The sequence below is a fragment of the Nitrogeniibacter aestuarii genome, from assembly GCF_017309585.1.
Taxonomy (GTDB): domain Bacteria; phylum Pseudomonadota; class Gammaproteobacteria; order Burkholderiales; family Rhodocyclaceae; genus Nitrogeniibacter; species Nitrogeniibacter aestuarii.
On sequence record NZ_CP071321.1, the window covers coordinates 298,843 to 312,060 of the forward strand.

The window sequence follows — 13,218 nt, forward strand, 5'->3', positions numbered from 1 at the left end:
GCATTGGAAATGCAACTCAACCCCTCTGAAATCAGTGATCTGATTAAGAGCCGGATTCAGGACCTGCAGCTTGCCGCCTCAGCGCGCAATGAAGGTACCGTGGTATCCGTTACCGACGGTATCTGCCGTGTTCACGGTCTCGCAGACGTGATGCAGGGCGAAATGCTGGAGTTCCCCGGCAACACCTTTGGTCTTGCGCTCAACCTTGAGCGTGATTCCGTTGGTGCCGTTGTGCTTGGTGAATACGAGCACATCTCCGAAGGCGATACGGTCAAGGCGACCGGCCGCATTCTGGAAGTGCCTGTCGGCCCCGAGCTGAAAGGCCGCGTGGTCAACGCGCTCGGTCAGCCGATCGACGGCAAGGGCCCGATCAACGCCAAGCTGACCGACAAGATCGAGAAAGTCGCCCCGGGCGTGATCGCACGTAAGTCGGTTGATCAGCCGGTGCAGACCGGTCTGAAATCGGTTGACTCGATGGTGCCGATCGGCCGTGGCCAGCGTGAGCTGATCATTGGTGACCGTCAGACCGGCAAGACCGCCGTGGCTGTCGATGCGATCATCAACCAGAAAGGTCAGGACATGACCTGCGTGTACGTGGCAATTGGCCAGAAGGCCTCCACCATTGCCAACGTGGTGCGCAAGCTGGAAGAGAACGGCGCGATGGAATACACCATCGTGGTCGCGGCAACTGCCTCCGACTCCGCTGCCATGCAGTATCTGTCTGCCTACGCAGGCTGCACGATGGGTGAATATTTCCGCGACCGCGGTGAAGATGCCCTGATCGTGTATGACGATCTGACCAAGCAGGCTTGGGCCTACCGTCAGATCTCCCTGCTGCTGCGTCGTCCGCCGGGCCGTGAAGCCTACCCGGGTGACGTGTTCTACCTGCACTCCCGCCTGCTCGAGCGTGCTGCTCGTGTGAACGCCGACTATGTCGAGAAGTTCACCAATGGTGAAGTGAAGGGCAAGACGGGTTCCCTGACCGCACTGCCGGTCATCGAAACCCAGGCTGGTGACGTGTCCGCCTTCGTGCCGACCAACGTCATTTCCATTACCGACGGTCAGATCTTCCTGGAAACCGACCTGTTCAACGCCGGTATCCGTCCCGCCATCAACGCCGGTATTTCGGTGTCGCGAGTCGGTGGTGCTGCACAGACCAAGGTCATCAAGAAGCTCGGCGGTGGTGTGCGTCTCGCACTGGCCCAGTATCGCGAACTGGCTGCGTTTGCGCAGTTTGCTTCCGATCTGGACGAAGCCACCCGTAAGCAGCTGGACCGCGGTCGTCAGGTCACCGAGCTGATGAAGCAGCCGCAGTACTCGCCGCTGTCCGTCGCTGAAATGGCCATGACGCTGTACGCCTCCAACAACGGTTACTTCGACGATGTCGAAACCAACCGTGTGCTGGCTTGCGAGTCTGCACTGCATCAGTATGTGCAGGCCAACCACTCAGCGCTTGTCGAGAAGATCGAGTCCACCAAGAACCTTGACGGCGACGCCGAGAAGGAACTGGTTGCCGCGATCGAAGCCTTCAAGAAGAGCTGGGCGTAAGCCGGCGGACGGAGACGGACTATGGCAAGCGGTAAGGAAATCCGTACGAAGATCAAGAGTGTTCAGAACACTCGCAAGATCACGAAAGCGATGGAGATGGTCGCAGCATCCAAAATGCGCAAGGCGCAAGACCGGATGCGTAGCGCTCGTCCCTACGCCGAAAAAATCCGCCGACTCGCTGCGAACCTGTCTCAGGCAAACATCACCGAGTATCAGCACCCCTTCCTCGTGAAGAAGAATGACGCCAAGCGTATCGGCATCATCGTGGTGACGACAGACAAGGGCCTGTGTGGTGGCTTGAACACCAACATCCTGCGTCAGACCGTCAGCAACATGAAGGAATGGCAAGCTGGCGGGGCGACGGAAATCGTCGCCACCTGCATCGGCAACAAGGGTTACAGCTTCATGCAGCGCATGGGCGTCAAAGTGATCTCTGAAGCCACGCAGCTCGGTGATACCCCGCATCTCGAAAAGCTGATCGGGCCGGTCAAGGTCATGTTGGACAAGTTCCAGAATGGCGAAATTGACGCGGTCTATCTGGCCTTCACCCGCTTCATCAACACGATGAAGCAGGAGCCGGAAGTCGAGCAGCTGCTCCCCCTGACGGGTGAGCGCCTTGGTGCGCCTGAGGGCTCCTGGGATTATCTCTACGAGCCCGATCCGCAGGTCGTGATCGATGAACTGTTGCTTCGTTATGTTGAAGCGCTGGTGTATCAAGCCGTTGCCGAGAACATGGCATCGGAACAGAGCGCCCGCATGGTGGCCATGAAGGCCGCCTCCGACAACGCGAAAAACGTCATCGGCGAACTGCAACTGGTCTACAACAAGACCCGTCAGGCTGCAATTACCAAGGAACTGTCCGAGATTGTCGGCGGTGCCGCCGCGGTGTAACGGATTATTGAATTGAGGAAATGACGATGAGTAACGGTACGATCGTACAGTGCATCGGCGCCGTGGTGGACATCCAGTTCCCGCGCGACGCTCTGCCGAAAGTGTATGACGCCCTGAAGCTGGAAGATGCAGCCAACTCCTTCGCGGAAGACGGCCTGACCTTCGAAGTCCAGCAGCAGCTTGGTGACGGCGTGGTCCGCACCATTGCTCTGGGTTCCAGCGACGGACTGCGTCGTGGTATGGCCGTGAGCAACACCGGTGCACCGATTTCGGTCCCGGTCGGTCACGGTACCCTGGGTCGAATCATGGACGTGCTGGGTCGCCCGATCGACGAGGCCGGTGATATCGAGTGTGACGAGCTGCGTGCCATCCACCAGAAGGCCCCGAAGTTCGACGAGCTGTCCCCGTCTGTGGAACTGCTCGAAACCGGTATCAAGGTGATCGACCTGATCTGCCCGTTCGCCAAAGGCGGTAAGGTGGGTCTGTTCGGTGGCGCCGGTGTGGGCAAGACCGTGAACATGATGGAGTTGATCAACAACATCGCAAAACAGCACTCCGGTCTGTCCGTGTTTGCTGGCGTGGGTGAGCGTACTCGTGAGGGTAACGACTTCTACCACGAGATGAAGGACTCCAACGTGCTGGACAAGGTCGCGATGGTGTTCGGTCAGATGAACGAGCCCCCGGGCAACCGTCTGCGCGTGGCGCTGACCGGCCTGACCATGGCCGAGCGCTTCCGTGACGAAGGCCGTGACATCCTGTTCTTCGTGGATAACATCTACCGCTACACCCTGGCCGGTACCGAAGTGTCCGCACTGCTCGGTCGTATGCCTTCCGCGGTGGGTTACCAGCCGACGCTGGCTGAAGAAATGGGTCGCCTGCAGGAGCGTATTACCTCCACCAAGGTCGGTTCCATTACTTCCATCCAGGCCGTGTATGTGCCGGCGGATGACTTGACCGATCCGTCGCCTGCCACCACCTTCCTGCACTTGGACTCCACCGTCGTGTTGTCGCGTGATATTGCTGCCCTGGGTATCTACCCGGCGGTCGATCCGCTCGACTCCACCTCCCGCCAGCTCGATCCGCTGGTCGTGGGTGAAGAGCACTACAACGTGGCTCGTGAAGTTCAGCAGACCCTGCAGAAGTACAAGGAACTGCGCGACATCATCGCGATTCTGGGTATGGACGAACTGTCTCCGGAAGACAAACTCGCCGTGTCCCGTGCGCGTAAGATCCAGCGTTTCCTGTCTCAGCCGTTCCACGTGGCAGAAGTGTTCACGGGTTCGCCGGGCAAATACGTTTCGCTGGCCGACACGATCAAGGGCTTCAAGATGATCGTGGAAGGTGAGTGCGACCAGCTGCCGGAGCAGGCGTTCTACATGGTCGGCAATATCGAAGAAGCTTTCGAGAAGGCCAAGACCGTCCAGTAACGCGAGCAAAGCCCCGCTTCCATGAAGCGGGGTCTAGCGGAGGTATTAACGATGGCAATGACTGTTCATGTCGATATCGTGAGCGCCGAAGAGGAAATCTTCTCCGGGCTGGCCGAGTTCGTGGCCTTGCCTGGTGAATCCGGCGAGCTCGGTATTCTGCCTGGCCATATGCCGCTGATGACCCGGATCAAACCGGGTGCGGTGCGCGTGAAGCCTCAGAACGGCGAAGAAGAGCTGGTTTTCGTCGCCGGTGGCTTGCTGGAGGTTCAACCCGGTCTGGTGACGGTACTTGCCGACACCGCCATTCGTGGCAAGGACCTGGACGAAGCCAAGGCGCTGGAAGCCAAGCAAAAGGCTGAAGAAGCGCTGGCCAACCAGAACGCCGAAATCGACTACGCTGCTGCTCAGGCCGAACTGGCTGCCGCAATCGCGCAGTTGGCTGCGATCAAGAAGATGCGTAACCCGCGTCACTGATCAGGTCAGTCGAAGCAACAAACAAAAAAGCAGCCCACGGGCTGCTTTTTTGTTTGTTCCCGGGGGAGGAGGCATCGTGGCTATGACAATGATTGACGGGTTTTCGTGCTCACGCGCTCAATGCGTTGGGTGAGTCGTGCGAGATCATCGCGCAGGCGACGCAGGGATGCCAGGTGTGAATTGAATTCGTCCTGTCCGACCAGGACGCCCCCTTCATGCACCAGATATTCAGTCGCGTTTCGAGCCAGACGCCGTCCGGTGTCCGGGACGGCCTTCTCGACCTGCTTGGCAGTGATGTGCATTCGGCGCCCGAGGATTGGGCCAAAAAGACGCGCCAGATCGGCTTCGCGATCCCAACGGAGGTGCCGAGCGACGAAGCTCAAGGTATCTGCGAGCTCGGCATTCCCCGTCAGCCGAACGTGGGCCATGACCCCGTCGACACCCTCCGTGAGTGCCTTGAGTGCGCCGTAGCCCAATTCAATCGATACGTCGCTGAGGGCGTCCGTGGTGCCGGCTTCAAGCTCGCCCGCGTCCGTGATGCGAAACCGGAGATGCTGGCCTGAGACGTTCACCTCTGCCTGTTTGCCCGCGTGTGGCAGCAGGCGTTGCCTTGCCCAGGGCTGCTGGGCAAGGAGGTGGTTGATAACGGGAGCAAGTAGGGCTTCCATCAGGCGCTCAATGGGACTGTTGAATACCCGAAACGACCCAGCCACCGTCCCCTTCCAGTGGTTTGGTCAGGTGCCAGATCTCGTCGAAGGGTGCGGGCGCAGTGTTGCTCTCTTCCCGGATCAGGCCGGAAAAGCGGACACTGACCACATATCGGTTCCCTTCCTGAGCGACTTCGATGACTTCTGCGTTCAGTTCGACCACATCGGTTTTCTGCGAAGCGCCGCCGCGTTCCTCATATTGCATGCGGACTTCGGCAAACACTTCCGGTGAGGTGAAGGCGCGGATGTCTTCGAGATTACCCTCGTCGTAGGCCGTTTGCAGGCGGATGAAATTGAGCTTTGCCTGACGTGCGAAGGCCGCCTCGTCGAAGCCGTCACGCTGCGCACCCGTGCCGGCATTCGGGACTGAGGTCGCGGTCTGCCGTTCGTCGTGCGGGTTGTAACCGGCATACGCCATCTTGTTGGCGTTTGCGGGTGCACCTCCGGTCAGACGACGGAAAATCATGACGCCGGCAAAAACCAGCAGTGCAATGAGGATGAAACTGCCCATCTCTTCGCCGAAACCGAGATGCGAGAACAGGGCGGCGAGGCCGAGACCGGCTGCCAGCCCACCGATGGCGCCCCAGACGCCGCTCCGGCCGGCGGGATTGGCCGTCGCCGGTTGTTTGGGGGCGGGGGCAGGTGCTGTGCGATTGACGGGTGCAGAACGCTGCATGCCGAATGAGCCGCCACCACCGAAGCGTCTTGCATCTGCCTCCTGCGCAAAGAATCCGAAAGTCAGGAAAACGGCGAAGAACGATACGAACAGCTTTTTCATGGTTTGTCTCCTCATCGTAGGTCGGTGGTCCTGGCCACCGAACTCATAATTTGTAACCTCGATGCAGGGCGACGATGCCCCCGGTGAGGTTGAAGTAGTCGACACGATCAAAGCCGACAGATTCCATCATTGTCTTCAGACTATCCTGATCGGGATGCATCCGAATCGACTCGGCCAGATAGCGGTAACTGTCGGCATCGCCGGCGACCCTGGCGCCCAACCACGGCAGAATCTTGAACGAATACAGGTCGTAGGCGGGCGCGAGCGGTTTGTGTACCTTGGAGAATTCAAGCACCAGCAGGCGGCCACCCGGCTTGAGCACCCGGCGCATCTCGGCCAGCGCCAGGTCCTTGTGAGTCATGTTGCGAAGACCGAACGCGACCGTGACGAGGTTGAAGTGATTGTCCGGAAACGGAAGCTTCTCGGCGTCGCACTGGGCAACCGGGAGCGTGAGTCCGTGGTCGATGGTGCGGTCCCGGCCATGCGTCAGCATGGCATTGTTGATATCGGTCAGCCAGACCTGGCCGCTTGGGCCGACCCGCTTGGCGAAGGCCATCGACAGATCGGCGGTGCCGCCTGCCACGTCCAGCACCCGGTCGCCTGCCTTGACGCTGGCCACGCGGACGGTGAATGCCTTCCACAGCCGATGCAGTCCGCCGGACATCAGATCGTTCATGATGTCGTAGTTGCTGGCGACCGAGGAAAAGACGCCGGCAACCTTCCCGGCCTTTTCGGATTCAGCAACCGTTTCGTAACCGAAATGTGTGGTTTTGTCGTCCATGCTGTTCAGTGCGCCTTGCTGCCGCAGCCCCCGGCGGGCTTGGGCGGTGTTGTGGTGTCGACGTCCCGGTCGGCACCGGCGGCTTCCAGGCGCGCCAGATAGTCGTCCCAGAGTGCATCCTGTTGTTCGCCAATCTCGACGAGGTAGTCCCAGGAATACAGGCCGCTGTCATGCCCGTCAGAAAACACCAGTTTGAGCGCATAGTGACCGACCGGTTCAACCTCGTTCAGAATCACGTTGCGCTTGCCGCTCTGGAGCGTTTCCTGACCGGGTCCGTGCCCGCGAACCTCTGCCGAGGGAGAGTAGACACGCAGGAATTCAAAGGGAAAGCGATAACGTGCGCCGTTGTCGAAAGCCACTTCGAGGACGCGTGACTGCTGATGCAGCACGATATCGGTCGGCAGTGGGGTGCCGGCGTCCAATCCAGCCATGGTGTCGATCCTTGATCATTGTGTTCGTTTCAGTAAGCGTCAATGATACCGCGATGCGCACATCGTCCGCCTTGATGATCACGTGTTGCAGAACGGTGACGCGTCATGAAACCGTCAAATACCTGCAATAGACTGTGCGCATGTTTTGGAGTTTGATCGAATGGCAGCCAATATTTTGCTTGTAGAAGACGAACCCGCGATCCAGGAATTGATCGCGGCCAACCTTGGCCGGGCCGGCCATCATGTCGTGCGCGCCTCGGATGCGGAAACCGCGCTGCGGATCGTTCGCGATGCACTGCCGGACCTGATCCTGCTCGACTGGATGTTGCCGGGCATGTCCGGCATCGAGCTGGCCAAGCGTTTTCGCGCCGAGGAGCGCACTCGGGACATCCCTCTGATCATGCTGACCGCCCGCGGCGAGGAGCAGGACAAGGTGCAGGGGCTCGAGACCGGTGCAGACGATTACATCACCAAGCCGTTCAGCCCGCGTGAGCTGGTTGCCCGGATCAAGGCAGTGCTGCGTCGCCGGGCTCCGCAGGCGACCGAGGACCCGGTCGAGGTCGGTGGCCTTCGCCTGGATCCGGCCACACACCGGATCAGTGCCGGCGAACAGAGCCTGTCGCTCGGGCCGACGGAGTTCCGTCTGCTCCATTTCCTGATGACGCATCCCGAGCGGGTCCATTCCCGCGCTCAGTTGCTCGATCAGGTCTGGGGTGATCACGTCTTCGTTGAGGAACGGACGGTCGACGTGCATATTCGCCGGCTGCGCTGTGCGCTCGAGCCCACCGGGCATGATCGACTGATCCAGACTGTCCGTGGGAGCGGATATCGCCTCTCTGCCCAGACAGAAGTGGCGCAGGCAATGCGATAATTCGCGAGAGCCGGACATCGTCGGAGCTGTTTCATTCGCGCATCATCCCGCTACATCTGGGTCGGTTTTGCCACTGCACTGGCCGCCGTCACGCTTTTCGCCGTGCCGGTGGCCTTGCTCGTCTCGCCGCTGGTGGGCGCCATCGTGGCCGCGATCGGTGTGCTGCTCATTCTGGTGCGGCACAACCTGTACCTGACGCAACTCGTCCAGTGGACGCATGAACCCATCGGTACCCCGCTGCCGCATGCATTCGGGGTGTGGGACTTCGTTTTCTCCGACCTGAATCGACGTTCCCGCCAGGCCAGCGAAGCGCGAGAGCGCCTGAGTGCTGCGCTTGACCGCTTCCGCGAGGCCAGCCAGGCCATGCCCGACGGTGTCATGTACCTGTCGCACACGGGGACCATCGAATGGATGAACTACCAGGCCTCGATCGATTTCAGCCTCGACGAGGAGCGCGATCGTGGCGCCCAGGTGACCAATCTGGTTCGTCAGCCCGATTTCGTGCATTACCTGGACAAGGGGCACTACGACGAGCCATTCCTGTTTCACCCCATTCATCGCAAGGGGGCTGCCTTGCTGGTGCAGGTGATCCGGTTTGGAGATCACCGCAAGATGGTGATCTCCCGCGATGTCTCGCACATCGAAAAGCTCGAGACCATGCGGCGCGACTTCGTGGCCAATGTCTCCCATGAACTGCGCACCCCGCTGACCGTGGTGGGCGGATTTCTCGAGACGGTCATCGACGCTGAAGACGATCTGGATTTGGCCGATCGGAACCACTATCTGGGGCTTGCGCTTGAGCAGTCCGGTCGCATGCGTCGCCTGATCAACGATTTGCTCACGCTTTCGGCGCTTGAAACCGGGGCGCCCCAGCCTGCCGAAGAATTGTTCGACGTCGGGGGCATCGTCCGCGAGATCGGGCGCGAAACCGAGGCGCTCTCCGGGGGGCGACACACGGTCGTGGTGGAAGTCGATTGCGATTGCAAGTGCCAGGGAAGCCCGAAGGAATTGCACAGTGCGTTCGCCAACCTGGCCAGCAATGCGGTGCGCTACACGCCCGATGGCGGGACCGTGACACTCAGTTGGCAACTGGGCAAGAACGGTGTGGGCAAATACTGCGTGCGCGATACCGGTATCGGCATTGCACCGGAGCACATCCCGCGACTGACCGAGCGTTTCTACCGGGTGGATCGTGGTCGATCACGTGAGACCGGTGGAACAGGCCTCGGTCTGGCCATCGTCAAGCACGTGCTCACGCGCCATCAGTGCGAGATGAAGATTTCCAGCAGATTGGGGCAGGGCAGCGAGTTTTGCGTGATCGTGCCGGCTGCCCGCATCGTCAGCTGCGACCGACCGTCGTAAATTCCACCTGATCGAAGTTGCTGCCCCGCGCGACCAGCTTGGTCAGACGCGCCTGCATTACTTTCTCGCCCACTTTCAGTTCCACAATGCGCTGCGGCTGGAACCAGCCACCCGGCACGATCAGGCCGGGCTGGGTCTTGAGTGCCGGCACGGCAGGCAACAGGAAGCCGAGTTTGAAGGGGTCGCGCGCATTGCTGTGCAGTCCGACGAGCCGCACGGCCACGCCTTCGGGCAGCCCCGGCAGGGTGTGCACGCCCAATTCCATGACGCCGTCGCCGCGGAACATCAGCCAGCTGACATGCGCCAGCAGGTAGTGTTCGCCATCGGGTGGGCGAATGCCCACCAGCTGGTGGTGCTCCAGCCGTTGCCCGCGTGGCTGGCACTGCAGGCGGAAGCCACCGACCGACTGGTCAACGATCTCCCAGATCTGGGGGATGTAGCCGCGCTCGATGGCAATGCGCTTCATGTCGTCTTCTTGCGGAATCTCGTCGGCGCGCTCACCGAAGGTGAGCATGGCAATGTCCGTCTGAACCGGGTTGAAGACCGAGTGCCGGGGCGACTCGAAGGGTTTGCCGAGGATGTAGAAGCCGATGGCGTCCCACTCCGCGCAAAGCTCGAGGCGTCCGCGCGAGATGCGCCGGGTGTAGCGGCGGCCAGCCGAGGCGAGGCCCCACGGGCGGTACAGGGAGAGGAGCAGCCGGCCGCCCGACTCAGTGGTGCAATCGTCACCCAGCCCCAGCGAGCTGGGGGTGACGCCCTGCTTGAACTGGGTCAGTACCGCCTGGATCTGACCGGCGAGCCGGGTCCCGTCGAAGCGGCGGACATGTTCCGACTGGGCCAGTGTGGCCAGTGGGCGTAATCCATGGTCCCGACTCAGATCGAGTGCGTAGGTGCCGGGTTTTTCACCCTCGCCAGGCTGGTGCAGGGCACAGTAAGGCGCAAAGCGCTGTGCCCAGCGACAGACCCAGTCAAATTCCCGCTGACTGCGGCCGAACGGATTGGCCAGATCGACCAGCAGCACGGCCACATAGGCCTCGACACTGCTTTGCGCTTTCCACACGTCGTTGAGCGGGTCTGCCACGCGCGTCTTGGCCACATTCTGCTGTTCGGCCACCGCGTAACCGGCGTGAAAATCAAGCCACAGGCCGGGCGGGATGGATCGGTGCGCGCGGAAAAATTCAAGCAAGGCCAGGCCGGCGTAGTGGAGCCGGCGCTGATAGAGGATGGGGCGCTGCGCCACCAGAACGCCGGTGGTCGCGTCGCGCTGCGTGATTAGTGCGTAAGAGCGCGACAGGTCGCGCCACAGACTCACGACCTGCTGAAGGGTATTCTCGCCGCGATCATTGGGGGGCAGCGGATGCTCGGCATAACGGCGCGACAGAGCTTCCTGAACAAGGGCAACGTTGGAGCGCGCAGCCTCCAGCACCTCGAAATGCCGATCGGGCGCGGGTGGCTTGTCGTGCATGTCATTGATGATGCGTGCCAGCGTGGCATGCGTGTCCGCGACGTCCATCGGACTGGCGTGGCGGATCAGGTCGAGCGCGACATTGGGATCATGGTAGTTCATGGCAAGGCTTTGTCGTCCATGTCGTTCGCTGCGGGTGTGTCGCGCGTAACGAGGCGGGTTTATTGTTTTTCACATCATGACGTGCGTCGCGGCATGAATCAATCATCCATTCGGCCAATCCAGATGCCGAGGGCGCGGCACAGGGTGTCATCGTCAACCTGCGGCTGATCTGCCGGCGCCCGACGGCGTGCGGCCCAGATCGGGTCCGGAAAGTGGGCATCGTCCTCGAAGCGGGCGATGACATGCCAGTGCAGGTGGGGAACCATGTTGCCCAGACTCGCCACATTGATCTTCGCCGGCCTGAAGCATTCGCGCATCGCCCCTTCCAGTGCGAAGACACGGCGCATGATCAGATCGCGGCCCGCCGGATCAAGATCGGTCATTTCGGCCATATGCTCAGTCCAGATCACCCGGCAATAGCCGGCATAGTCGGCGTCCTCGACGCGGATGATTCGACAGTGCTCATCCTGCCAGAGGATGTTCTCGCCTTCGGTCCGGCACAGGGGGCAGGTCATGATCGTTCGCAGGTCTGAATGGCTTGGGCCCGATAGTATGACGGGCTTTGGTGCCATGCGTGTGACGACTGGTCACGGCGGGCGTGTGAATTATTCCTTGATGAAGGGGCGGGTTGTGTTGTTGCCGAAGGCGTGCGCCTGGCCGTTCTCGAAGCTCAGCAACGTGCCCGGCAGCATGGTGGTCCACGCTTCATTGTCGGTCAGAGGGGTGGTGGCAATGACTGCCACCCGGTCGTCTGGCGTGGTGACGTCGCTGAAATCCACGCTCACATCCTGGTCCATCAGGTGAGCTTCGGCAAACGGGGCCTTGCGGACGATGTAGGCCAGGCGCGAAGCGCAATGGGCGAACAGCCAGCGACCGTTGGAGAGCAGGAAGTTGAATTCCCCGTGGGCGCCGATGTCGGCGGCCAGTCCGACCAGGTCGGCATGAAGCACGTCGAGTGTCGGCGGTACTTTCGGGTAGCGCTGGGCCAGCGTGTCGAGGATATGACAGAACGCCCGCTCGGAGTCGGTGTCGCCCACGGGCAGGAACCGGCCGGAGTAGTTTGGGGCGAACGCCTTCAGGTCGCCGTTGTGGGCGAACAGCCAGTACTGTCCCCACAATTCGCGGATGAACGGATGGGTGTTCTCCAGCGCGATGCGTCCGTGGGTGGCCTTGCGGATGTGAGCAATGACGTTGAGGGAACGGATCGGGTAGTGGCGGACGAGCTCGGCCACGGGGGAGTCGACGCTGGGTCGTGAATCCACGAACACCCGGCAACCATCGCCTTCGAAAAAGCCGATGCCCCAGCCGTCCCGGTGGTGATCCGTCAGGCCGCCCCGTGCCTGAAAGCCGGTGAAGGAAAAGCAGATGTCGGTCGGCGTATTGCAGTTCATGCCGAGGAGTTGGCACATGGCGGTCTCCTAGGGGGATTGGTCCTCACGGGCGCGCTCGAGCAAGCGCTCAATGCGCCGGCCATTGACCCCCATATCCCAGTAGCCCGAACAGGCACCGCTGCGCATGGCCAGTGAGCCGTCCGGGCGGGAGATGAAGTGGGCTTCATCGACGAAGCCGAACAGACGCGACTTGAAATGGGCAATCAGCCAGTTGTCGCCTTCAGCGACGATGCTGCTGCGTGCCTCGGCTTCGACTGCGCGACGCACTTGTGCCAGGGAAACATCGGTCGGTGCCGGCAGGCGTCGGTTCGACTTGGCGTGGTCGGTCGATACGCAGTTGGGGGTGTCGGGGCAGGGCATGAGCTGCTCTGCCGGATTGTCGATGGTGGTGCCGTGGCAGCTGGTATAGGCGTGAGCGGACATGGTCGAAGCGCAGAGCAGGAGGCTGAGGAGCAGTCGCGAGGCCATCAGCGCGCGCCGGGCATCCGCTTCATGAGCTCATTGAGGTTGATGCCGCCGGGCAGGCCCTGCATGATCACGTCCCCCGGTTGCTGGCCGGCCTGACAGGGGCCCAACCACCGGGCATCGATGCGGGTGGTGTTCTGTTGCATCCCGTTCAGTGGCGGCGAGAAGGTGGTGAGCACTTGCCCGGCAATGTGGCTGGTGAAATCACCGCTGAAACTCCCGCGACTGGTGGCGGTACTGCCGCCGGCCTGACACACGGATTCGACGGTGATGCGGTCACCCTCCTGGCGGATGTCCAGCTTGCTGCAGTTCGATACCCCTTGCTGGATGGCCATGTCGTCGAGGCTGCCGTCGGTGCACACGTGCACCGCGTGGGTGAAACCGCCGGTCTGGGACATCTGGACCCGATGTTCCCAGAGGCCGGCCTTGCGCTGGGGCAGGTCGGTGGCGGCGAGGCTGATGGCCGAGGTCAGCGAGAGCAGCAGGCCCAGAGTCGTTTTCATGTGCATTGGACTGTGGCGCCGG

Annotated in this window: 15 protein-coding genes; 6 read left to right on the plus strand and 9 right to left on the minus strand. The window is 61.4% G+C overall.

Annotated features, from left to right (window positions below; translation table 11 throughout):
- The first annotated feature begins 9 nt into the window (after window positions 1-9).
- From atpA to J0W34_RS01360, 4 genes are read left to right on the plus strand one after another with little or no spacing between them, the layout of a single operon-like run.
- Window positions 10-1,548 (plus strand): F0F1 ATP synthase subunit alpha, encoded by a 1,539-nt coding sequence (atpA, locus tag J0W34_RS01345; protein WP_227815218.1) that lies wholly within the window; start codon window positions 10-12, stop codon window positions 1,546-1,548.
- A 21-nt stretch (window positions 1,549-1,569) separates the two neighbouring features.
- Window positions 1,570-2,439 (plus strand): F0F1 ATP synthase subunit gamma, encoded by an 870-nt coding sequence (atpG, locus tag J0W34_RS01350; RefSeq protein ID WP_227815219.1) that lies wholly within the window; start codon window positions 1,570-1,572, stop codon window positions 2,437-2,439.
- A 26-nt stretch (window positions 2,440-2,465) separates the two neighbouring features.
- A complete protein-coding gene (atpD, locus tag J0W34_RS01355) occupies window positions 2,466-3,866 on the plus strand; it encodes a F0F1 ATP synthase subunit beta (protein ID WP_227815220.1) in 1,401 nt (466 codons plus the stop codon).
- 51 nt (window positions 3,867-3,917) lie between these two features.
- Window positions 3,918-4,340 (plus strand): F0F1 ATP synthase subunit epsilon, encoded by a 423-nt coding sequence (locus J0W34_RS01360; protein ID WP_227815221.1) that lies wholly within the window; start codon window positions 3,918-3,920, stop codon window positions 4,338-4,340.
- 80 nt (window positions 4,341-4,420) lie between these two features.
- Here J0W34_RS01360 and J0W34_RS01365 read toward each other — a convergent pair whose 3' ends face one another.
- The 4 genes from J0W34_RS01365 to J0W34_RS01380 are packed head-to-tail and all read right to left on the minus strand — an operon-like array spanning window position 4,421 to window position 7,037.
- The gene (locus J0W34_RS01365) at window positions 4,421-5,008 is read right to left on the minus strand and encodes a ubiquinone biosynthesis accessory factor UbiJ (protein ID WP_230970402.1); all 588 of its coding nucleotides are present in this window, start codon (window positions 5,006-5,008) and stop codon (window positions 4,421-4,423) included.
- Between the two features lie 7 nt (window positions 5,009-5,015).
- Window positions 5,016-5,825, minus strand: coding sequence for a Tim44 domain-containing protein (locus tag J0W34_RS01370; protein ID WP_230970403.1), 810 nt, complete (start codon window positions 5,823-5,825; stop codon window positions 5,016-5,018).
- Window positions 5,826-5,868: 43 nt separating this feature from the next.
- A complete protein-coding gene (gene ubiE, locus J0W34_RS01375) occupies window positions 5,869-6,606 on the minus strand; it encodes a bifunctional demethylmenaquinone methyltransferase/2-methoxy-6-polyprenyl-1,4-benzoquinol methylase UbiE (protein WP_227815224.1) in 738 nt (245 codons plus the stop codon).
- Between the two features lie 5 nt (window positions 6,607-6,611).
- A complete protein-coding gene (locus J0W34_RS01380; protein WP_230970404.1) occupies window positions 6,612-7,037 on the minus strand; it encodes a gamma-butyrobetaine hydroxylase-like domain-containing protein in 426 nt (141 codons plus the stop codon).
- Between the two features lie 160 nt (window positions 7,038-7,197).
- Between J0W34_RS01380 and phoB the strand changes: the two genes are divergently transcribed.
- Entirely contained in the window at window positions 7,198-7,908 is a 711-nt protein-coding gene (gene phoB / locus J0W34_RS01385; RefSeq protein WP_227815226.1) for a phosphate regulon transcriptional regulator PhoB, read from the plus strand.
- 78 nt (window positions 7,909-7,986) lie between these two features.
- Window positions 7,987-9,270, plus strand: a complete 1,284-nt coding sequence (phoR, locus tag J0W34_RS01390; RefSeq protein WP_269144644.1) for a phosphate regulon sensor histidine kinase PhoR — start codon at window positions 7,987-7,989, stop codon at window positions 9,268-9,270.
- On the opposite strand, the gene J0W34_RS01395 is transcribed toward phoR, so the two are convergent.
- The 5 genes from J0W34_RS01395 to J0W34_RS01415 all read right to left on the minus strand — a co-directional run bounded on the left by J0W34_RS01395 (window position 9,248) and on the right by J0W34_RS01415 (window position 13,196).
- Window positions 9,248-10,837 carry a hypothetical protein gene (locus J0W34_RS01395; RefSeq protein WP_227815227.1) on the minus strand — a complete coding sequence of 530 codons (1,590 nt, stop codon included), beginning with the start codon at window positions 10,835-10,837 and terminating at the stop codon, window positions 9,248-9,250. The genes phoR and J0W34_RS01395 overlap by 23 nt on opposite strands.
- A gap of 98 nt (window positions 10,838-10,935) precedes the next feature.
- On the minus strand, window positions 10,936-11,352 hold the full coding sequence (locus J0W34_RS01400; RefSeq protein ID WP_230970406.1) for an HIT family protein: 417 nt from the start codon (window positions 11,350-11,352) through the stop codon (window positions 10,936-10,938).
- 90 nt (window positions 11,353-11,442) lie between these two features.
- Entirely contained in the window at window positions 11,443-12,246 is an 804-nt protein-coding gene (locus tag J0W34_RS01405; protein WP_227815229.1) for a class II glutamine amidotransferase, read from the minus strand.
- A gap of 9 nt (window positions 12,247-12,255) precedes the next feature.
- A complete protein-coding gene (locus tag J0W34_RS01410) occupies window positions 12,256-12,696 on the minus strand; it encodes a DUF1499 domain-containing protein (RefSeq protein WP_227815230.1) in 441 nt (146 codons plus the stop codon).
- Window positions 12,696-13,196 carry a DUF3617 domain-containing protein gene (locus J0W34_RS01415; RefSeq protein WP_230970407.1) on the minus strand — a complete coding sequence of 167 codons (501 nt, stop codon included), beginning with the start codon at window positions 13,194-13,196 and terminating at the stop codon, window positions 12,696-12,698. The genes J0W34_RS01410 and J0W34_RS01415 overlap by 1 nt, the downstream gene beginning before the upstream one ends.
- Between the last annotated feature and the right edge of the window lie 22 nt (window positions 13,197-13,218).